The organism is Angustibacter speluncae (assembly GCF_054777815.1).
In genome coordinates this window covers 14,072-33,632 of the sequence record NZ_BAAHAF010000058.1, presented here as the reverse complement: position 1 = coordinate 33,632, position 19,561 = coordinate 14,072, and the positions used below count along the sequence as shown (strand labels likewise).

The following is a 19,561-nucleotide window of genomic DNA, read 5'->3' as shown; positions in this document are numbered from 1 at the left end:
CAGCCTCAGCCGCCGGGCGTGACGGGCGTGGTTCCGCCGCCCTGACCGCCGCCGTTCCCGTTGCCGTTGCCGTTCCCGTTGCCGTTGCCGTTGCCCTGGCCGTTGCCGTTGCCCTGGCCGTTGCCGTTGCCGTTGCCGTTGCCCTGACCGTCGCCGTTGCCCTGACCGTTGCCGTTGCCCTGGCCGTTGCCGTTGCCCTGGCCGTTGCCGGCGACCTGCCCGCCGCCGTTGCCCTGGCCCTGACCGTTGCCGTTGCCCTGGCCGTTGCCCTGGCCCTGACCGTTGCCGTTGCCGTTGCCGTTGCCGTGACCGTTGCCGTTGCCCTCGCCGTTGCCGTTGCCGTTGCCGTTGCCGGCACCCTGGCCCGGCGGCACGGACGCGGGTGGCTCGCTGCCGTCCGTCGCCTCGACCGTGCCCGACGGCTCGACCACGGGCGCCACCACGACGGTGCCCGCGTCGGGCGCGGCCGTCACAGGCGCTCCCGTCGCGACCGGCACGTCGGTGGGGCCGGCGGGCGCCGGTACGGGGGCGGCCGAGGTGCCGTCGTCGCCGACGGGCTGCACCTGCTGGGTGGGAGCCGGCACCGCCGGCTCGTCCTGGACGGCGTGCCAGGCCGGCACGGCCGAGGCGCTGACGGCCAGCACCGTGGCCCCGGCGGCGGTCGCGGCACCGGCCGCGGTGGCCGAGCTCGCCACGCCGGCGGTCACCTGCGAGCCGATGAGCTGCAGGTCGCGCAGGTAGGGCAGGTGCGTCAGCAGGGCGAGCGGGCCGGTGGCCCACAGCATCCGCGGCAGCGACACCGACAGGAAGGCGCGCACGACGTCCGGGTCGAAGTGCGATCCGGCGCAGCGGACCAGCTCCTCGCGTGCCGCCCGGGTGGTGCGCGGCTTCTGGTACGGGCGCGCCGCCGTCATCGACTCGTACGCGTCGACCACGCTGATGACTCGTCCGGCGAGCGAGATCTCCTCGCCCTGCAGCCCCATCGGGTAACCGGACCCGTCGACCTTCTCGTGGTGGTGCAGGATCCCGTCGGCCCACGGGCCGAGCCAGCCGGTCAGCGAGCGGGTGAGCTCGGCGCCGTGCACGGGGTGCTGGCGCATCCGCCGCCACTCGTGCTGGTCGAGGGAGCGGGGCTTCACCAGGATCGACCGGGCGATCTCGATCTTGCCGACGTCGTGCAGCAGCGCCGCCCACCGCAGCCGGTCGAGGTCGTAGTCGGAGAGCCCGAGCTCGGTGCCGAGGACGTCGGCGAGCACCCGCGTCCGCTCGCTGTGGCCCCGGGTGTGCCGGTCGTGCTCGGCGAGGGCCGCGATGAGGGTCATCATCGCGCGGGCCGCCTGCTGCGGGCCGGCGTCGCGGTCGGCGAGCAGCTCCATCAGCTGGTCGCGGCTGCGGGCCTGGCGGGCGACCTTGAACCGCGACGGCGCGCGGCCGGGGAACAGCGCGGCCATCCGCAGCAGCATCACCAGCGGCAGGAACCGCCGGGCGAGCCGCTGGGTCACGAAGCCGGCGGCGAGCGCCACCGGCACCATCAGCGCCAGCTCCTGCCACAGCGTCCACGAGCGCGGGGAGAACAGGGCGCTCGCGCCCTGCACCGCGGCGACGGCCACGACGAACGGGGCCAGCACGATGGCGGCGCGCAGCAGCCACGCCAGGAACCGGCGGTCCTCCCACCGGCTCCCGGACGCCGAGTCGTCCGCCCGCGCAGCCATAGCAGGAGTACATCGGCTGGGACGGGGGCGCGGAGCAGGGTTCGCGGGGGCCGTCACCCGGTCGGCGCACCGAGCCCGTCCGGCTCCTACCGATTCGATCCACCCGGACGGCTGCCGACCTCCCCCGACGCCGCACAGTGTGAACCCCGCGCACGACACGCCGGGCGTGTCGTGCGCGAGGTTCACACTCTGCGGGGCGGGAGGCGTCAGTCGTCGAGCTCGGCGCTCAGCACCTCGCCCGCGGCGTCCAGCAGCACGATGTGCTCCTTGCCGTCGGCGTCGACGACCTCGACCTCCCAGGCGACGCCGGCGACCTCGGTGACCGGGTCGACGTCGGTGGCGCGGGCGCCCTCGCCGATCTCGTCGACCGCGGTGGCCGACACCTCCTCGGCCGTCGCGGCCGGGCCGGTCGTGCCGCCGCCGGTCGCCTCCTGCCACGGGGCCGGGCCGCCCGCCGTGTCCCGGTAGGTCACGTCGTCGACGACGTAGACGTCGCCGTCGTCGCCGTCGTCGTCGAGGCGCACCAGCACCGTGCGGTCGGTGCCGACCAGGGCGTCGATCTCGTCCTGGAGCCTCGCGGTCGTGCCGTCGCCGTCGAGGTCGACGACCTCGCCCGCGGTGGCGAGCCACTCGTCCGGCCCGAAGTCGAGCTCGACCCCGTTCAGCACGAGGTCGCCGTCGGCGTCGCGCTCGATCGTCCCGGTGAGCTCGTCGAGCCCGGCCACCTGGCCGCTCCCGGACGCCTGCCCGCTGCCGACCTCGCTGCCCGAGACGTTCTCGAGGCGGATCGCCCCGACGCCGTCCTCGCGGTCGTCGTCGCCGGTCACCGCGAGGGTCACGCCTCCCGCGACCACCACCGCGGCCAGCGCCGCCCCACCTGCCAGCACCGCCGTGCGTCGTGCCACCACGTCGTCCTCCGTCCGTCGTCGGTCCTGCGTCCCCGTCGGGGTCGCCTGACGACGAGCCTGGGCGACCCCGATGACGCGGTGCTGACACCCACCTGACGAAACCGTCAGGTACCTGGCCGTCCGAGCACGGCACCTGACAGCCTGGCGGCGTGGCGGTGCTGGTGGTGGAGGACGAGCCGGGGATCGCGTCGTTCGTGCGGCGCGGCCTGGAGGCGGCGGGCTTCGCCGTGCGGGTGGAGGGCGACGGCCTCGACGGCCTGCTCGCCGCCCAGGCCGAGGAGGTCGAGCTCGTCGTGCTCGACCTCGGCCTGCCGGGCCTGCCCGGCGAGGAGGTGCTGCGGCGGCTGCGCGTGCACCGTCCGCACCTGCCGGTGATCGTGCTCACCGCCAAGGACGCCGTCGCCGACCGGGTGGCGAACCTCGAGGCGGGCGCCGACGACTACGTGGTGAAGCCGTTCAGCCTGAGCGAGCTGCTCGCCCGGGTGCGGGCGCGGCTGCGCCGTCCGGACGCGCCGTCGGCGGTCGAGCTGCGGGCCGGCGGCCTGCTGCTCGACCTGCGCAGCCGCGAGGTCGAGCAGGACGGCCGGCGGGTCGCCCTGTCGTCACGCGAGTTCTCGCTGCTGGAGGCCCTGATGCGGCACGCGGGGCACGTGCTGTCGCAGCCGCAGCTGCTCGACCAGGTCTGGGGCTACGGGTTCGAGGGGTCGTCGAACGTGGTCGAGACCTACGTGCGGCACCTGCGCCGCAAGCTCGGCGCCGACGTGGTCGAGACCGTGCGCGGCGCGGGGTACCGGGTGCGGCGGTGACGTCCCGCGACCCGTCCGGGCGGGCGGTGCGGTTCGTCGACCGGCTGCACGTGCGGGTGGGGGCGCTCGCGACCGCCGTGGTGCTGCTGACGCTGCTGGCCGTCGGGCTGACGACGTACCGGCTCGTGCTCGCCGCCGACCGCGACGGTCTCGACGCGACGCTGCGGCAGGAGGCGGAGGCGGTCGGACTCGGCCTACCCGCCCAGCTCGACGCCGCCGCGGGCACCGACGGGGAGGTGTCGGCCGCCGAGGCCGACCTCGCGGTGCAGCGATTCCTGGCTGTGAACCCTGGCAGCCCACGGCATCTCACCGTCGTCACCCTCGGCACCCGCAGCCTGTCGACGCGCGAGGGCCCGGCCGAGCTGGTGGCGCTGCGCGACGACGGCGACCTGCCGCCCGGCGAGCCCGGCCGCGTGGTGACGGTCGACACCGACCGCGGTCCGGTGCGCGTGCTGACCGCCGACGTGCAGGGGGCGGACGGCGTGGTCGGCCGGGTCGAGGTGCTCGGCTCGCTCGCCCCCGGACGGCAGCAGGCGGCGCTCACCCTCAGCCGCGGGGCGCTCGCCGGCGGGCTCGGCGTCCTGGTCGGCGGGGTCGCCCTGCTGCTGCTCGTGCGGCGCGCCCTGCGCCCGCTGCGCGACCTGTCCGGGGCGGCGCGCTCGGTCGACCTCGGTGGTCTCGACGCGCGCGTCGAGGAGCCGTCGCGCCGCGACGAGGTGGGGCTGCTGGCGCACGACTTCAACCGGATGCTCGACCGGGTGCAGACCGAGTCGCAGCACCGCGACCGGACGCTGTCGGCCGTCTCGCACGAGCTGCGGACGCCGCTGGCCGTCGCGCGCGGCCACCTCGAGCTGCTCGAGGAGCTCGGCCCGGACGCCGGGCAGGACGCGCGTGCGACGGCCGGCGTCGTGCGGCGCGAGCTCGACCGGCTGGCGCGGGTGGTCGACGACCTGTCGGCCCTCAGCCGCGGCGAGCTCGACGCCGACGTGCGCCGCGATCCCGTCTTCGTGCCCGACGTGCTCGACGCCCTGCGCGACCGCGTCACCGGGCTCGGCACCGACGCGGTGACCGTCCGCCCAGGCCCGCCGGTGGTGGTCACCGGCGACGAGGACCGGCTGGCGCAGGCGCTGCTCGCCCTCGTCGACAACGCCCTCACCCACGGGGGCGCGGACGTGCGCGTGGTGGTGTCGGCCGAGGTCGTCGACGGCCGCTGCGTGCTGGCCGTCGACGACGACGGACCGGGCATCGACGCCGCCGTCCGCGACGACGTGTTCGAGCCGTTCGTGACGACCCGGCCGCAGGGGTCGGGGCGCACGTCCGGGCTCGGGCTCGCCGTCGTCCGCTCCCTCACGCGCGCCCAGGGCGGGACGGTCGAGGTGCGGTCGGGTGCCGGTGGCACTCGGGTCGAGCTCGCGCTCCCGCTGGACGCCTGATCCCCTGCCCGTCCCCCCGCCCCGCCGAGTGTGAAGCCCGCGCGCGACACGCCGGGCGTGTCGTGCGCCAGGTTCACACTCTGCGGTCGAAGGTCAGGGCGCGGGTGGGCCCTGCCGGCGGCGGGTGAGCAGCAGCGCGACGACACCGCCCGCGGCCGCGACCGCGACGAGCGCGAGCACCCAGGCGGGGACGCCGCCGGAGCCCGGGTCGGTCGGCGGCGTGACGTCCTCGTCGGTGCTCGTCGGCGGGGACGACGGCTCGGTGGTCGTGGGGTCGGACGACGGCTCGGTCGTGGTCGGCTCGGTCGTGGTCGGCTCGGCCGTCGGGCTCGGTGCCACGCCGGTCGTGACGGTGAAGGGGTAGGTGCCCTCGATCGGGTGGCCGTCACCCGAGATCACCCGCCACACCACCGTGTACGCACCGGCCGGCACCTCGGGCAGCGCGACCGAGACGTCGCGCCCCGAGACCACCGGCTGCCCGACCGCGAGGTCGGCCCCGGACGCGTCGCGGACGGCGACGCTGTGCCCGAGGTCGAGCGGCTCGTCGCTGAAGGTCAGCACCAGGTCGGCCGGCGCCACGTCGACCGCCTGGTCGGCCGACGGCGACGACGCGACCAGCCGGTCGTGCGCCTGGGCCGGGGCGGCGACGAGCGCGAGCCCGGCGACGGCCGCGACCACCGCCAGCACCACTGCTCGGACTGACGGGAAGCGCTGCAGCACAGCGGTACTCATCGGGTGGACTCCTCTCGGGCGGCGGTGATCGCCGCCTGCAGACCGGCGGTCGACCGGTCCTGCAGGTCGACGCCGTCGACGCGGATGGTGGGGGTGCCCTGCAGGCCGTCCTGCGAGGCGCGGTCGGTGACGGCGGCGGCGTAGCCGGTGTAGGCGCCGTCGGTGATGCACTGCTGGGTCGCCTCGCCGGCGCCGGCGTCGGCCGCGATGCGGACGAGCTCGTCGTCGTCGAGCCCGGTGCTGCCCTCGGCGGGCTGGGCGGCGAACAGGGCCGCGGTCAGGTCGGGCAGCACCTGCGGGTCGTCCTCGACCGCGCAGTAGGCGGCGCCGGCGGCGCGGGTCGAGTACCGCGTCCCCTGCGAGAACCGGTCGAGGATCGCGACCGGCACGTACTCGACGGCGATCTCGCCCTGCTCGCGCAGGTCGTCGAGGACGGTGGCGTTCTCGTCCTCGAACTGCTTGCACGCCGGGCACATGAAGTCGACGTACTGGGTGACGACGACGGGGGCGTCGGCGTCACCGACGAGCAGGCCGCCGTGCTCGCTGGTGCCGGTGGGGGCGGCCGCGTCACGGGCGGCCTGGCTGCGCAGCGACTGCACGAGCACGCCTCCCCCGACGACGAGGCCGACGACCACCACGGCGGCGATCGTGACGACGAGGGCGCGGCGGCGGCGGGCGTCGCGCTCGGCCTGCTCGCGCAGCACCCGCGCCTTCTCGCGGGCGTCGTCGCGGCGTTCCTTCTTGGTGGGTCGTGCTGGGTGCGAACCGTGCTGGGGTGACATGGCGTCACGTCTCTTCCTGGGTGCGGGTCTGAGCCCGGCCGCACGTGCGTGCGGGCGGGCGTGGGCGCGGGGAGGACGCCCGACCAGCGGTGGAGGAGGTCAGGCGGCCGCGAGCGCCGGCGGACCACGCCGCGCGGGGACCGCGCGGGAGAGGACCTGACGGGGACGTGCGGGGGGCCGGGCGTGCGCGGCGTGGTGCACCCGGGGGGAGGGCCCGGCGGGCAGCGGGGCGGCGGCGGGCAGCAGCGAGGCGAGCGCGCGCGCGGCGGTGCGCACCAGGGCCGGCACCTGCAGCGCCGTGCGGGTCGCGGTCTCGGCACCGGTCAGCAGCGCGGCGACGCCGAGCGCCACGACCACGTGGGCGACGAGCATCGGCCAGGTCGGCAGCAGCCCGGCGGCGGAGTCGACCGCGCCGGCATCGACCACGGCCCCGTGGTGGCCGCCGCCGACCGCCAGCCCGGAACCCGCGGCGACGGTGCCGGTCACGAGCAGCACGTGGGCGCCGACCTGCAGGCCGAGCACCCGCACCGCGGTGCCCCACCGGCCGCGCAGGACGGTGCCCGCGGTCAGGTCGGCGAGCAGCAGCGTGCCGGCGACGACGAGCGCGACCGGCAGCGGCGGCAGGTGCTGGGCGACGACCAGGTGCGCGAGCACCGACGCCGACCCGGCGAGCGCGGACAGGGCGACGCTGCGCGCGAGCTGCGCGCCGAGAGCCTGTCCGGTCGACACGCGTCCAGGGTACGTGGGTCGCGCCGGGTGCCGGGACGGCGCCGACGGGCGGGGCCGCCCCGCACAACGCCTCCGTCCCGACACAACCGTCGGGACGGGTGTGCGACGCGCGAGGTGCTGTGCGGGTGGTCAGAGCAGGCGGCGGTCCCCGGGACGGGTGAGCCGCAGCCAGCGGTGGCCGTAGGCGTCGAGGGTGACCTCGGCGCGGCCGCGGCCGTCCAGCGGCGTGCGGGCGTCCTGCAGCAGGTCGACCAGCTCGTGGCCGTCCCACGAGCCGCCGCGGCGCAGGTCGGACGGCAGCTCGAGCGGTACGGCCAGCCCCTCCTCGCCGAGGTTGTGCAGGCCCACCATCACGCCGTCGTCCCAGCGCGCGAGGTGCGCGAGCACCGGGCGGTGCGGCTGGTCGAGCACCTCGACGTCGGCCCAGCCGAGCTCGGGGCACTCGCGGTACCGGCGCACCAGCAGCGACAGGAACGCGAGCAGCGAGTCGTCGTCGCGCCGCTGGTCGGCGACGTTGACGAACTGCGGCCCGTACGCCCCCTCGACGACCGGGTTCGGCAGCCGCGACGGTGCGGCGTCGGAGAAGCCGCCGTTGCGCTGGTCGCCCGACCACTGCATCGGCGTGCGGACGGCCTGCCGTCCGCCGGCGGCGAGGTTCTCGCCCATGCCGATCTCCTCGCCGTAGAACAGCACCGGTGTGCCGGGCAGCGAGAACATCAGGCTGTACGCCATCTTGATGCGGCGCGGGTCGCCCTCCAGCATCGTCGGCAGCCGGCGCACGAGACCCCGTCCGTAGACCTGCATCTCGGGGTCGGGGCCGAAGGCGTCGAACACCTCCTGCCGCTCGGCGTCGGTGAGCTTGTCGAGGGTGAGCTCGTCGTGGTTGCGCAGGAACGACGCCCACTGCGTGTCGCGCAGGGCCGGGCGGCGCTTCAGCGTCCGGGCGAGCGGGCGGGCGTCCTTGCGGGCGAACGACAGGTAGGTCTGCTGCATGCCGACGAAGTCGAACTGCATGGTGAGCTCGTCGCCGTCCGGGCCGCCGAAGAACTTCAGCTGGTCCTTGTACGGGACGTTGACCTCGCCGAGCAGGATCGCCTCGCCGTTGCGGCGGTTGAGGAACGCGCGCAGGTCCTTGAGCAGCTGGTGGCCGTCGCCGAGGTCCTTCGCGCCGGCGGGGGCGGCGCCCTTGCTCTCGATGAGGAACGGCACGGCGTCGACGCGGAACCCGTCGAGGCCGAGCGCGAGCCAGAAGCCGACGATCTTGGCGATCTCGTCGCGCACCGCCGGGTTCGTCACGTCGAGGTCGGGCTGGTGGGCGTAGAAGCGGTGCAGGTAGTACTCGCCGGTGCGCTCGTCGAGGGTCCAGATGGCCTCCTGCTCGCCCGGGAACACGACCTCGTCGCTGGTGTCCGGCGGCGCGTCGGCGCGCCACACGTAGTAGTCGCGGTAGCGGGACGCCTTGCTGCGCTTGGCGGAGCGGAACCACGGGTGCTGGTCGGAGGTGTGGTTGACCACCAGGTCGGCGATGACCCGCATGCCGCGGTCGTGGGCGGTGCGCAGCACCTCGACCAGGTCGCCGAGGGTGCCGAGCCGCGGGTCGACCGCGTAGAAGTCGGTGATGTCGTACCCGTCGTCCTTCTCGGCCGTCGGGTAGAACGGCATGAGCCACAGGCACGTCACGCCGAGGTCGGCCAGGTGGTCGATGCGCTGGGCCAGGCCCGCGAGGTCGCCGACGCCGTCGCCGTCGGAGTCGTAGAAGGTCTCGACGTCGAGGCAGTAGACGACGGCGGTCTTCCACCACAGGTCGCCGGTGCGGGTGAGGTCCATCAGGCGGCCTTGAGCCCGGGCAGCACGTGCTCGCCGAACGCGTCGAGGAACGGCAGCTGCTCCTGGCCCACGTGGTGCACGTAGACGCGGTCGAACCCGACGCCCACCAGGTCGCGCAACCGCTCGGTGAGCCGGCCGAGGTCGGACTCGACGACGACGGCCTCCTTCACCGCGTCGACCGTGACGTGCGCGCTCACCTGGTCGAAGACGGCGGCGCTGTCGATGTCCCACGCGGCGGGCGGGCCGAGCACGTTGGAACGCCACTGGTCGTGGGCGATCCGCTCGGCGCGCTCCTGGTCGGGGTCCCAGCACACGTGCACCTGCAGGCTGACGTCGCCGCGTCCCCCGGCGTCGCGGTAGGTCGTGACGACGTCACGCAGGACGTCCGGCGGCTGGTTGACGGTCGCGAGCCCGTCGGCCCAGTCGGCATGCGCCGCAGCGGTCTTCGGCGTGACGGCGGCGCCGATCAGCTGCGGCTGCTGCTCCGGCAGCGTCCAGATGCGGGCGCGGTCGACCTGCACGAGCCCGTCGTGGCTGACCTCCTCGCCGCGCAGCAGCGCGCGGATCACCTCGACGCACTCGCGCAGCCGCCGGTCGCGCAGCTCCTTGCGCGGCCACTTCTCGCCGGTGATGTGCTCGTTCGAGTACTCCCCCGACCCGAGCGCGACCCACAGCCGTCCGTCGAACATCGCGTTCAGCGTCGCGATCGCCTGCGCGATGATCGCCGGGTGGTACCGCTGGCCCGGCGCGTTGACCACGCCGAAGGTGAGGTCGGTGGTCGCGAGGGCCGCGCCCAGCCACGACCAGGCGAAGCCGGAGTGGCCCTGCCGCTCGCTCCACGGCGAGAAGTGGTCGGAGCACATCGCGGCGTCGAACCCCACCTCCTCGGCGTGCCGGACGGCGCGCAGGAGCTCCCGTGGGTGCACCTGCTCGTGCGAGTTGTGGAATCCGACGAGGGTCATGCGACGTGTCTACCGGTGGGGGCGTGGAGCCGCGAGGCGACGACCGCCCATCGGGCGTCGTGGTCGGAAGCGGTAGCCGAAGCGCTCCAGGTCGTCGGCGTGCGCCTGCTGCACCAGCGCGCGCTCGGCTACGCCGTAGGCCTGCCAGTACGCGCGGTCGCGGTCGGTGACGTTGGTCGCCGGGACGCGCAGATCGAGGCCGGTGAGCTCGCGCAGGTCGTGCTCGAGGTGCTCCATCCGCAGCACGACGTCGGCCTCGTCGACGTGACCGGCGTTCACCCGACGGCCCCGAGCGGGGTCACCGACCGCGCGGGACAGCCACGGCCCGAAGTCCAGGGTGAGCGCGTCGACGACGCGGTCCAGCGCACCCGGGACGGTGTGCACCCACGAGCCGCGGTCGCGCACCTCGTGCACCCAGCGGGTGCGCGTCCGCTCGTACTCGGCGACGTAGAAGTCGAACGGGTTGCGGGTGGTGGTGACGACGCGCAGGCCGTGGTCGGCCGGCAGCAGTCCGGCCGCGACCAGCTGGGCTGCCGTCGCGTGCTTGCGGTCGACTCCCTCGACGGATCCGGCCCCGGGCACTGCGACGACGTCGCGCTGCGCCCGGAACGCCTCCAGCAGCGCGGTGCTGCCGGTCCCCGGGGCCGCGGTGACCAGCAGGCCTGCGGCGCGGTCGACGAGGGGCACGGCCGCCGAACCTAGCCGACCGCCGGGCTGACGAGCCGGACGTCCGTCCCTGTGTCGTCCCACCCGGTCGAGGTCGGACGCCACGGGTGCAGCACGGCGCGGCGCTCCTCGGATCCGTACCTCAGACGGGCCGGACGCGACCGGTCTCGTGCGCCCACAGCGCGACCTCGACGCGGTTCCGCGCCCCGAGCTTGCGCATCAGGCTCGCGAGGTGGGCCTTGACGGTGCTCTGGCTGATGAACAGCTCCCCGGCGATCTCGTCGTTGGTGCGGCCGCGGGCGACGGTGAGGAGCACCTCCTCCTCGCGGGCGGTCAGCGGTTCGACCGGCTGACGCGGCGCCGGTGTCCCGGCCCGGGCGAACGCGGCGAGCAGCCGGACGGTGACGCTGGGCGCGATCAGCGCGTCGCCGGCGGCGGCCGCGTGGATCGCCTGGGTCAGCAGGGCCGGGCCGGCGTCCTTGAGCAGGAAGCCGCGGGCACCCGCCCGCAGGGCCTCGTGGACGTACTCGTCGAGGTCGAAGGTGGTGATGACCACGATCGGCAGCGGGTCGGCCACGTCGGGCCCGGCCAGCTGCCGAGTCGCCTCGATGCCGTCCAGCAGCGGCATCCGCACGTCGAACAGGCCGACGTCCGGCCGCAGCTCGCGGGCGAGCCGCACGGCCTCACGGCCGTCGGCCGCCGCCCCGACCACCTCGATGCCCGGCTGGGCGTCGAGCAGCATCGTCAGTCCGGACCGGACGATCGGCTGGTCGTCGGCGATCAGGACGCGGACGCTCACCGCTGTGCCCCGGTGCGCGGCAGGACCGCCTCGACGCGCCAGCCCCGCTCGGCGGGACCCGCGCGGAACGTGCCGCCGAGCAGCGAGGCGCGTTCGCGCATGCCCACCAGGCCGTAGCCGGATACCGCGGAACCGCCTGCGGCAGCGCCGTCGTCGTCGACGGTGAGGAGCACCCGGTCGGCCTCGCCCGTGACGTCGACGGTCACGCGGGTCGCGTGCCGGGCGTGCCGCCGGGCGTTGGTGACCGACTCCTGCGCCAACCGGAACAGCGCTGCGCCGACCGCCGGGCTGAGGTCGTCGAGCTCGCCGCGCAGCGTGACGGCGACGCTCGGGTGCGACCGGTCGTCGGTGGCGAGCTGCTCGACCGCGGCCACACCGGGCTGCGGGGCGAACTCGGTGTCGTGGGCACCGCGGAGCACCCCGACGACGTCACGCAGCTCGGCGAGGGTGCGGGTCGCGGCGTCCTCGATCACGGCGAGGGCCTCGACGGCGCGCTCTGGGTGGGACGCCGCGACGGCCCGTCCGGCCTGGGCCTGGATCGCGATGCCCGAGACGTGGTGCGCGACGGTGTCGTGGAGCTCGCGGGCCAGCTGCTCGCGCTCTCGGGCCCTGGCCTGGTCGAGGTCGCGCAGGCGGGTCCGGGCGCGGTAGCGGGTCGCGGCACCCAGCGCGGCGGCGAACAGGAAGAACCCGTACCCGGCGACGGTCTCGGCGAGCGTGGCCGCCTCGGCGATGCAGGTGACGGCGAGCCAGACCAGGACGGCTGCGAGGCCGGCCGCCGCCTCGCGGCCGGATCCCCACCGGAAGAGCGCGTACGCCATCAGCACGGTCGCCGAGACGCTCGACGGCAGCACGCCTTCGGTGCCGGTGACGACCCTGACGAGGTCGACCGCCGTCACCGCCCCGAACACGACGGCGGTCACCACGAGCGGGTGGGTGCGCCGCCAGGGGAGCGGGACGACGACCGCCAGCGCGCTCACCAGCAGCAGCGGGACCGGCACGACGTCGTCGCGCAGGACCGCCTCGACCAGCGACCACACGACGAGCGCCGCGACGAGCACCCAGTCGCGCGGCACCGGGCCGGGTGCACCCGCCGGGCGTGGCTCCGCCCAGAGCGGACGGATCGCGTCGAGGACCACCGGAGCAGCCTAGGGACGCCGTCCGCCGGGCGGATCCGCCGAAAGTACAAGCGGCTCGCTGGTCGGGAGGCCAGGTCGGGTCCGGCCCCGGTGCCGATGTGCCGGGCGCTGCCGGCCCGAGACGGTGGTGGTACCCACCCGACCCATCTCGAGGAGCCCCCGATGAGCACGCCCCAGTCCCTCACCGCCGCAGCCGGTTCGGCGTCCGTCGATCGTCCCGACCGGTTGCGGCTGCCCGTGCAGGCCAGGCTCGCCGCGGCCTGGACCAGCTTCATGTTCCTGTACCTGTACGTCGACTACCTGCACTTCTACAAGCCGGGATCGCTCGAGGAGGTGCTCGGCGGCCGGGTGCACGAGTTCGACACGGGCCCGACCTTCGTCGCGCTGGCCGTGACGCTCGTGTCGATCCCGGCCGTGATGACGTGGCTCTCCGCGACGCTGCCCACCCGCGCGAACCGGGTCGTCAACCTCGCGGTCGCGGCGCTCTACGTCCCCGTCACGATCTACAACTTCTCCGGCGAGGAGAACTTCGACTACGCGTACTTCTACGGCTACTCGATCGGGCTGGAGCTCCTGGTCCTCGCCTTCGTCCTGCGCACCGCGTGGAGGTGGACCCGCCGGCCTGCCGTGTAGGAGGCGCCGTCCGATGTCCGGCCGGCCTGCGCACGCGTGGTGCAGGCTGGCGGACGTCGGCGGGAACTCGGTGCCCGCTGCGGGCATGAGGGGGTGTGGACACCGTGACGGGGCCGACGGCCCGCTCGTCCTCCGGGGACGACCAGGTCGACGTGGGCGATCGCAGCGACGCCGTGCTGTGGCAGCAGGCCGTGGCCGGCGACGCCGACAGCTTCGGCGCGCTGTTCGACCGGTACGGCGACGTGATCCACCGCTACTGCGCCCGGCGCTGCGGGTCGGTCGACGCGGCCGACGACCTGGTCTCGATCGTGTTCCTCGAGGCGTGGCGACGACGGGCCGAGGTGCAGCTGGTCGACGACAAGGTCCTCCCCTGGTTGTACGGGGTCGCCGGTCGGACGCTGCAGCGCCGCTGGCGTACCGCACGTCGGCACCGCGCCGCACTGGCGCGGCTGCCCCGCCGGGAGCCTGAACCGGACCCCGCCGACGACGTCGCAGGCCGCGTCGACGACCATCGCCACCTCGCTGAGCTGAGGACGGCTTTCGCGAGGCTGCGGCCGGCGGAGCAGGAGGTGCTCACGCTCTGCGTGTGGCAGGGCCTCGACTACGCGTCGGCGTCGGTGGCCCTCGGCGTCCCCATCGGCACCGTGCGCTCCCGTCTGTCGCGCGCCCGGGCCCGGCTCCGGGCCGACGACCCGACGACCACCGCTGACCAGGACGCACCCACCGAGAGGGGACGACGATGACCTCCACCCTGCAGGGCATGGACCCGGACCGGCGGGCGGCCGTCCGCGCGATGCTGGTCGACGAGGTGCGGGGCGTGGGCGCGCCGGTCGCACTGCGGTCGCGCCGCCCGGTGCTGGCCCTGGCGTCGGTCGCCGGGTTCGCCGCTGCCGCGCTGGTCGTCGCGACCGCGTGGGTCGTGGCGCGACCCACTCCGGCGTACGCCGTCTCGGGCGGTAACGGCGAGGAGGTGACGGTGACGGTGTCGCGCCTGGAGGGCGCCGCGGCGTTGGAGGCGGCGCTCGACGAGCGCGGGATCCGCGCGGACGTCACCTACCTGCCCGATGGCCAGGCGTGCCAGCCGGGACGCCACGACGACACCGGCGCCGACCTGTCGCTGTCCGTGGGACCGGACTTCTTCGAGGTGCGCATCCCGCCCGGCGCCGTCGGTGACGGCGAGACCTTCGTGCTGTCCGCCGCGGCGACCTCGCTGGACGACGGGACGGGCGTCAGCGCGATCGTCGACTTCGCCATCGCGCGAGGGCCGGTCCCCGCCTGCGTGCCGGTGGCAGCGGACTGAGGACCCCGCCTACTGCGTCGCGTGCTCGTAGCTCGACGGCGACCCGGTCATCAGCCGGCGCGCGGCGACGCCGATGACGGCGCTGTAGGTGGGATAGGCGAACTCGACCCGCGCGAGCGTGGCGACGTCGACGCCCGCGGCCATCGAGGCGGTCACCGCCGACACGACCTCGATCGCCTGCTCGCCGACGGCGTGCGCCCCGAGCAGCACCTCGCGCCGGCCGTCGGTGATCAGCTTGAGGAACCCGCGGGTGCGGTCGTCGATGACGGGCCGCTCCATGCTGGCGTAGTCGACCCTGGCCACGCCGTAGGTGATGCCGCGCTCGCGCGCCTGCTCCTCGGTCAGCCCCACTCCCGCGTAGTCGGGATCGGTGAAACCGCCTGCGGGCAGGAGCAGGTGACGGACGCGGGACGTCGCCCCCAGCACGGCGTTGCGCGCAGCAGCCTCGGCCTCGAAGTGGGCGGCCTGCACCAGCATCGACTGCTGGTTGACGTCGCCCGCGGCGTAGATGTGGTGCACGTTCGTCCGCAGGTGCTCGTCGACGGGGACGCCGCCGCGCGAGGTCTCCACCCCGGCCGCCTCGAGGTCGAGCCCCTCGATCGACGCCGGCCATCCGGTCGAGGTGATCACGGCGTCGAAGGTCGCCCGATGCTCCTCGCCACCGGCACGCCAGGTGAGCTCGATCCCGTCGTCTGTCCTCACGAGCGAGACGACGGTCTCGACCGCGGTCTCCACGCGGACGCCCTGCTCGACGAACGCCTCGGCGACGGCGGCGGACACGTCGGCGTCGGTGTGCGCCAGGATGCGCGGCGCGATCTCGAGCAGCGTGACGTCGGCGCCGAGCGCCTCGAAGACGGTGACCAGCTGCGCACCGGTGTTGCCGGCGCCCACGACGGCCAGCCGGCGCGGCACCGACGGCAGGTCGAGCACCTGCTCGGGCAGCGTCGCCAGCTCGGCCCCGGGGATCGGCAGCCGTCGCGAGTGCCCGCCGACGCAGACGACGACCGACTCCGCGCGCACCCGGCGACCTGTGCCCGTGAGCTCGACCTCGTGGGGACCGGTGAACCGGGCCCGGCCCTCGAGCAGCAGGTCGACCCCGGCGTCCGCGAGCTTCTCCGGTTCGCCCTTCGCCTGCTGCACCCGCTCGACCGTGGCGCGCACGCGCGCGACCGTGACCGGCCAGTCGACCGCCTGCTCGGAGACCGTGATCCCGTAGGTGCCCGCGGTGCGGACCTCGCGCATCAGCCGCGCGGTCTTGGCCAGCACCCGGGTCGGGACGCACCCGCTGTTGACGCAGGTGCCGCCGGTGCGGTGCTGCTCCGCGACTGCCACCTTGGCCCCGAGCTCGGCGGCGCGCAGCGCGGCAGCCGTGCCCGCCGGGCCGCCGCCGATGACCAGGACGTCGTAGGAGTCGCTCACGGACGCAATCTCCCACCGGCGTCGGCGCGGCTGGGAGTCGCCACGCTGGGCGGGCTGTGCGGACGCCTCTTCACACGCCCGCGACGTAGGCGGTGAGGAAGTGGACGCCGTGCCGGTCGAGGTTGCCGCGGGCGCGGTCGTAGTGCTCGGTCGTGCGCGGGTCGGCGTGACGGGCGAGGATCTGCGCGTCGCGCAGCGGCACGCCGGCGTCCAGGGCGTTGGTGATGGCGGCGTGGCGCAGCGAGTGCGGGCTGATGTGCCGCGGGATCGCGGCGGCCTTCGCGATGCGAGCGACCATCCGGTAGGCGTCGCGGCGGTCGATCGGTCTGCCCGAGTTCGGACGCAGGACGAGCGGACCCGTGACGCGCTGACCACGGCAGGCTTCGAGGGCGCGGAGGACGGGCACGGTGACCGGCATGGTGGCGGGCTTGTTGCCCTTGCCGACCAGGTGCAGGACGCGGTGCCCTCGCAGGGTGTCGGCGTAGTCCTCGATCCTGACCGCGCACGCCTCGGAGGCGCGCAGGGCGTTGATGCCGAGCAGGTAGGCGAGGGCGCCGTGGTGCACGGTCAGCGTCTGGGCGACCTGGAGGAACCGGATCAGCTCCAGCCGGTCCAGGCCCTGGGTGCGGGACTCGTCGCGGTGGACCTTCGGCAGCCGCGCGTAGACCGCGGGGTCGGAGGGGATCAGTCCGTCGATGTGCGCGAACCGGAAGAAGCCGCGGACGGCGTGCATGGTGGTGACGACGGAGGAGTCCATCAGCCCGTGGTCGCCGAGATGGCGGATGTACAGCTCGACGTGGGCTCGCTGGACGCCGACCAGCGGGTCGAGCCCGTGGGCCTGGCACCACGCGAACCACCGCGCGAGCTGGCAGCTGTACAGGTGGTGGGTGCGCCCGGAGTACCGGGCGAGGTAGGAGACCGCCGCCAGCTGGGCGGTCGACATCGTCGTCGGCTCGTAGGGCAGCACAGTGGTCGGGGACATCGGGTCACCTCACGCGGCGACCGACGCCGGGCTCAGACCGCGCTCGCCGCTCGTCACGGCCGGGCACCAGGAACGCGCCGACGTTAGCCGCACACGCAGGCTGGTCGAGACGCGTCGGCCTTGATTCACCGGATCGATGGACGCACGGCCAGGTACGCTGACCACCTCCCACCTCGTCGATGGACCAGCGCCGCCGCCTAAAGGCGCTCGTGATGATCACTGCCGGAGCTGCATCCGCTCGCGCATGAGTCGCGCGAAGACCGTGCCCAGAGACCTTCGCTCTCAACGTCGTGAACGACGCCACGGTTGTTGGGATCATCTCGTCGTTGCCCCACTGTGGGTGGCGTACGACGCGAACCTGGGCACCCTCCTGCGCACCTGCGACGCGATAGGTGCGTGCATGGCAGTTCCTCGCACCAGGCACTACCAGGACGCCATGCGCGTCGGCGACACCCTGCGCCGCCAACGCCCGTGCATCCACTGGGTCGCACCGTCGAAGGAACGGTGGATCGCTGACCAGCGCCACCTGGGCAAACGGATCGTCGCGGTCGAGCTCGCTGATGGCGCCATCGCGCTCTCCCGGCTGGCGCCGGCACGGCGGTCCACGGTGCTGCTCCTGGGCCACGAGCACAACGGCGTCCCTCACGACATCCTCAAGGACGTCGACGAGTGCGTGGAGATCCCCATGGTGGGGATCGGCTCGAGCCTGAATGTCGCTGTCGCCGGCAGCCTGGTGGCTTACCGACTCTCTGGGCTCTCGTAATCGAACGCCGACAGAGTGTTGTCGCGCGTCTCGCTGCGGAGGCGAGGGTGTGCCGTCAGGCGGCGGATGGACGCACTACTCAGATTCGGCTTGCGAGGCGCGAGCGCAGGGTTCGCAGCCATGACTGCGCCAATGCTGGTTCATCCGCCATCGCGTCCGCGATGAGATGGCGCGCCTCGCCCGTGCGTCCGTATGCGACCAGTGCCACTGCTTCGGCCAGCGCTGCCCGGGTCCGCTCGTCTCTGCCCGGTCCTTGAGCCTCGGCAAGCCAGGTCCGCGGCGCATATGACCTGGTCAGCTTGGGTTGCTCGTTGCCCAGGTAGCTCCACACCCACGCGTCCAGACTCACGCTGGTCACCGACTTACCGGGCAGGTCCTTGGTCCACTCCTGGTGCTGGGCCCAACGGAACGTGTTCGGGCTGGTCTTGGTCCTCGAGGTCACGCCCAGGAAACGGATCTTCTTCCTGACGACGTCCCACTGCGCGCGTTCGTCCTCCACCCACTCGCGGATGAGCAAGTACAGGTCGCGGAACGTGCCGCCGGTGTAGGCCACGTCGACGAAGGTGACGGGTGTCGATCTGCGAGCCGCCACGTGGGGCGTCATGCCAGAGGACTCAAGAACCGACCGGGCAACGTCACGCTCTGCCAGGGAGAGCCGACGGCGCTCAGGCCCGTCCCAATCCCGCGCGAAAGACAGCGGTATGCGCGTCAACGTCGGCACCTCATCGATGTCGCTGAGCGCGCCGGACAACAGGTCGAACATTGAATCAAGACTGCGGCCGACGAATGCCAGATCACCTGACGCGCTCCTGGCCAGGACTTTGCCCGCGCAGTGACTCAGCTCTCGAGCGAACCACAGCGCGGGCGTCGCTACGCCGTCGAGGAGACCGCCCAGCGCGGCGGGCTCCACCAGATCCCACCGGAAGGGGGCCGTGTTGGCATCAGTCCGCCTATCAGATGAGGGCACGGCCAGCACGCTAACCGAGGTCCTGGCGTCGGTCGCCGGACTTGCTCGCCGCCCGCACCTGCGATCGGATCGACAGGCGGCGGAGTGTGGCACTTGGGGCGGCCGCGGTGGGCGGTGTTCGGCTCACTCTGGCCGTGGCGCGTACCCGAGCTCCGTCGCGTGGTGACGCACCATCCCGTCCGGGTCGTCTCGCAGGCGGGCCTGGACGTGGGCGTAGCTGTGCAGGCGAGTTGCCAACACCAGCCGGACGTCCTTGGAGCGGTCTGAGGTCAGGACCAGCGCCACGTCGGGGTCGAGGGCCCAGTTGTCTGCCACTCCCGCGCGCACCATTCGGTGGGGGTCGCTCGCGAGCTGTAGCTGCAGGTCCCTCGAGATGTGGGGGTTGGCTGCCACGGCTCTTCGGACTCGCGGTTCGGTGTCGCTTGCCAGGGAAGCGAGTAATGGGATGTCTTCGGCCTGCTCGGCAACCTTGCAGCGGACCTCAGGGTCCACGTGTCGCCCAAGTGCCTGCTGAATGACCTCGTCCATCGAGGCGAACCGATCGGCCAGTACGAGCAACACATGCTGCTTGGCGACCGGGAGGACGGTTGCCGCCAGGTCCGGACGGTCGGCTATGGCCCAGACGACCTCCCACTGCACGAGTGGGCTCTTGTCCTGGCTCAGGCGCGCGACCAGTTCATGGCTGGCGCGGGCATGCCGGGCGATCAGCCCACGGACGGCAGCGGACTTGTCGTTCGCCAAGCTGTTGATGACGTCCTCGGGCAGGTTCTCCCTTGCCGCCAGCTCCCCGCGCACGTCGTGGTGCGGATCGGATGCGATCTCGCGCATCTCATCGGCGTTCAGGTCGGCCGTTGCCGCATGGCGCACCCGCTCACGTAGTGGCAGTTGCCTCTGGGCGCCCATCTTGCTCTTGACTCCTCCCTTGGCCGACCCTGGCCCCCGATTGGGCAACCGCGAAAGGGAAGCGTAGGTGTAGTAGCGCCTCGTGGTCCTGCCGTTCAC

The 19,561-nt window shown here is 73.8% G+C and carries 20 protein-coding genes; 6 read left to right on the top strand and 14 right to left on the bottom strand.

Annotated elements, in window-relative coordinates:
* Nucleotides 1-5 precede the first annotated feature (5 nt).
* A complete protein-coding gene (locus tag ACYVKY_RS07145; RefSeq protein ID WP_460434285.1) occupies nt 6-1,712 on the bottom strand; it encodes an HD-GYP domain-containing protein in 1,707 nt (568 codons plus the stop codon).
* A 206-nt stretch (nt 1,713-1,918) separates the two neighbouring features.
* Nucleotides 1,919-2,617 carry a PepSY domain-containing protein gene (locus tag ACYVKY_RS07140; protein WP_460434284.1) on the bottom strand — a complete coding sequence of 233 codons (699 nt, stop codon included), beginning with the start codon at nt 2,615-2,617 and terminating at the stop codon, nt 1,919-1,921.
* 152 nt (nt 2,618-2,769) lie between these two features.
* Between ACYVKY_RS07140 and ACYVKY_RS07135 the strand changes: the two genes are divergently transcribed.
* Nucleotides 2,770-3,426: a response regulator transcription factor gene (locus ACYVKY_RS07135; RefSeq protein WP_460434283.1), complete on the top strand. Its 657-nt coding sequence runs from the start codon at nt 2,770-2,772 to the stop codon at nt 3,424-3,426.
* Complete coding sequence (locus tag ACYVKY_RS07130) at nt 3,423-4,859, top strand: sensor histidine kinase (protein WP_460434282.1); 1,437 nt, start codon at nt 3,423-3,425, stop codon at nt 4,857-4,859. Before ACYVKY_RS07135 ends, ACYVKY_RS07130 begins: the two co-directional genes overlap by 4 nt.
* A gap of 93 nt (nt 4,860-4,952) precedes the next feature.
* Here the strand turns inward: ACYVKY_RS07130 and ACYVKY_RS07125 are convergent, their stop codons facing one another.
* The 8 genes from ACYVKY_RS07125 to ACYVKY_RS07090 all read right to left on the bottom strand — a co-directional run bounded on the left by ACYVKY_RS07125 (nt 4,953) and on the right by ACYVKY_RS07090 (nt 12,495).
* Complete coding sequence (locus ACYVKY_RS07125; RefSeq protein ID WP_460434281.1) at nt 4,953-5,591, bottom strand: copper resistance CopC family protein; 639 nt, start codon at nt 5,589-5,591, stop codon at nt 4,953-4,955.
* Nucleotides 5,588-6,373: a DsbA family protein gene (locus ACYVKY_RS07120; RefSeq protein WP_460434280.1), complete on the bottom strand. Its 786-nt coding sequence runs from the start codon at nt 6,371-6,373 to the stop codon at nt 5,588-5,590. Before ACYVKY_RS07120 ends, ACYVKY_RS07125 begins: the two co-directional genes overlap by 4 nt.
* 99 nt (nt 6,374-6,472) lie before the next feature.
* Nucleotides 6,473-7,102 carry a hypothetical protein gene (locus ACYVKY_RS07115; protein ID WP_460434279.1) on the bottom strand — a complete coding sequence of 210 codons (630 nt, stop codon included), beginning with the start codon at nt 7,100-7,102 and terminating at the stop codon, nt 6,473-6,475.
* 129 nt (nt 7,103-7,231) lie between these two features.
* A complete protein-coding gene (locus tag ACYVKY_RS07110) occupies nt 7,232-8,929 on the bottom strand; it encodes an alpha-amylase family protein (protein ID WP_460434278.1) in 1,698 nt (565 codons plus the stop codon).
* Nucleotides 8,929-9,891 (bottom strand): LLM class oxidoreductase, encoded by a 963-nt coding sequence (locus ACYVKY_RS07105; RefSeq protein WP_460434277.1) that lies wholly within the window; start codon nt 9,889-9,891, stop codon nt 8,929-8,931. The genes ACYVKY_RS07110 and ACYVKY_RS07105 overlap by 1 nt, the downstream gene beginning before the upstream one ends.
* A 9-nt stretch (nt 9,892-9,900) precedes the next feature.
* Entirely contained in the window at nt 9,901-10,578 is a 678-nt protein-coding gene (locus ACYVKY_RS07100; protein WP_460434276.1) for an SGNH/GDSL hydrolase family protein, read from the bottom strand.
* Nucleotides 10,579-10,699: 121 nt separating this feature from the next.
* On the bottom strand, nt 10,700-11,356 hold the full coding sequence (locus ACYVKY_RS07095) for a transcriptional regulator (protein WP_460434275.1): 657 nt from the start codon (nt 11,354-11,356) through the stop codon (nt 10,700-10,702).
* Complete coding sequence (locus ACYVKY_RS07090; RefSeq protein WP_460434274.1) at nt 11,353-12,495, bottom strand: sensor histidine kinase; 1,143 nt, start codon at nt 12,493-12,495, stop codon at nt 11,353-11,355. Before ACYVKY_RS07090 ends, ACYVKY_RS07095 begins: the two co-directional genes overlap by 4 nt.
* A gap of 162 nt (nt 12,496-12,657) precedes the next feature.
* On the opposite strand from ACYVKY_RS07090, the gene ACYVKY_RS07085 reads away from it, so the two are divergent.
* The 3 genes from ACYVKY_RS07085 to ACYVKY_RS07075 all read left to right on the top strand — a co-directional run bounded on the left by ACYVKY_RS07085 (nt 12,658) and on the right by ACYVKY_RS07075 (nt 14,428).
* Nucleotides 12,658-13,128, top strand: a complete 471-nt coding sequence (locus ACYVKY_RS07085) for a DUF6326 family protein (protein ID WP_460434273.1) — start codon at nt 12,658-12,660, stop codon at nt 13,126-13,128.
* A gap of 152 nt (nt 13,129-13,280) precedes the next feature.
* Complete coding sequence (locus ACYVKY_RS07080; RefSeq protein WP_460434272.1) at nt 13,281-13,871, top strand: RNA polymerase sigma factor; 591 nt, start codon at nt 13,281-13,283, stop codon at nt 13,869-13,871.
* The gene (locus ACYVKY_RS07075) at nt 13,868-14,428 is read left to right on the top strand and encodes a hypothetical protein (protein WP_460434271.1); all 561 of its coding nucleotides are present in this window, start codon (nt 13,868-13,870) and stop codon (nt 14,426-14,428) included. The genes ACYVKY_RS07080 and ACYVKY_RS07075 overlap by 4 nt, the downstream gene beginning before the upstream one ends.
* Before the next feature lie 9 nt (nt 14,429-14,437).
* On the opposite strand, the gene ACYVKY_RS07070 is transcribed toward ACYVKY_RS07075, so the two are convergent.
* On the bottom strand, nt 14,438-15,847 hold the full coding sequence (locus ACYVKY_RS07070; protein ID WP_460434270.1) for a dihydrolipoyl dehydrogenase family protein: 1,410 nt from the start codon (nt 15,845-15,847) through the stop codon (nt 14,438-14,440).
* A 70-nt stretch (nt 15,848-15,917) separates the two neighbouring features.
* Nucleotides 15,918-16,829 (bottom strand): tyrosine-type recombinase/integrase, encoded by a 912-nt coding sequence (locus ACYVKY_RS07065; protein WP_460434269.1) that lies wholly within the window; start codon nt 16,827-16,829, stop codon nt 15,918-15,920.
* A gap of 340 nt (nt 16,830-17,169) precedes the next feature.
* Between ACYVKY_RS07065 and ACYVKY_RS07060 the strand changes: the two genes are divergently transcribed.
* Nucleotides 17,170-17,592 carry an RNA methyltransferase gene (locus tag ACYVKY_RS07060; protein ID WP_460434268.1) on the top strand — a complete coding sequence of 141 codons (423 nt, stop codon included), beginning with the start codon at nt 17,170-17,172 and terminating at the stop codon, nt 17,590-17,592.
* A 79-nt stretch (nt 17,593-17,671) separates the two neighbouring features.
* Here the strand turns inward: ACYVKY_RS07060 and ACYVKY_RS07055 are convergent, their stop codons facing one another.
* Both ACYVKY_RS07055 and ACYVKY_RS07050 read right to left on the bottom strand, forming a co-directional pair.
* Nucleotides 17,672-18,502, bottom strand: a complete 831-nt coding sequence (locus ACYVKY_RS07055) for a hypothetical protein (RefSeq protein WP_460434267.1) — start codon at nt 18,500-18,502, stop codon at nt 17,672-17,674.
* A gap of 180 nt (nt 18,503-18,682) precedes the next feature.
* Nucleotides 18,683-19,462 (bottom strand): hypothetical protein, encoded by a 780-nt coding sequence (locus ACYVKY_RS07050; protein ID WP_460434266.1) that lies wholly within the window; start codon nt 19,460-19,462, stop codon nt 18,683-18,685.
* Nucleotides 19,463-19,561: the final 99 nt, after the last annotated feature.

Bases quoted from the DNA above. Each gene is read 5' to 3' on its own strand.
- ACYVKY_RS07065 (WP_460434269.1), bottom strand. From the start codon at position 16,829: ATGTCCCCGACCACTGTGCTGCCCTACGAGCCGACGACGATGTCGACC.
- ACYVKY_RS07120 (WP_460434280.1), bottom strand. From the start codon at position 6,373: ATGTCACCCCAGCACGGTTCGCACCCAGCACGACCCACCAAGAAGGAA.
- ACYVKY_RS07075 (WP_460434271.1), top strand. From the start codon at position 13,868: ATGACCTCCACCCTGCAGGGCATGGACCCGGACCGGCGGGCGGCCGTC.
- ACYVKY_RS07110 (WP_460434278.1), bottom strand. From the start codon at position 8,929: ATGGACCTCACCCGCACCGGCGACCTGTGGTGGAAGACCGCCGTCGTC.
- ACYVKY_RS07105 (WP_460434277.1), bottom strand. From the start codon at position 9,891: ATGACCCTCGTCGGATTCCACAACTCGCACGAGCAGGTGCACCCACGG.
- ACYVKY_RS07125 (WP_460434281.1), bottom strand. From the start codon at position 5,591: ATGAGTACCGCTGTGCTGCAGCGCTTCCCGTCAGTCCGAGCAGTGGTG.
- ACYVKY_RS07085 (WP_460434273.1), top strand. From the start codon at position 12,658: ATGAGCACGCCCCAGTCCCTCACCGCCGCAGCCGGTTCGGCGTCCGTC.
- ACYVKY_RS07145 (WP_460434285.1), bottom strand. From the start codon at position 1,712: ATGGCTGCGCGGGCGGACGACTCGGCGTCCGGGAGCCGGTGGGAGGAC.
- ACYVKY_RS07050 (WP_460434266.1), bottom strand. From the start codon at position 19,462: ATGGGCGCCCAGAGGCAACTGCCACTACGTGAGCGGGTGCGCCATGCG.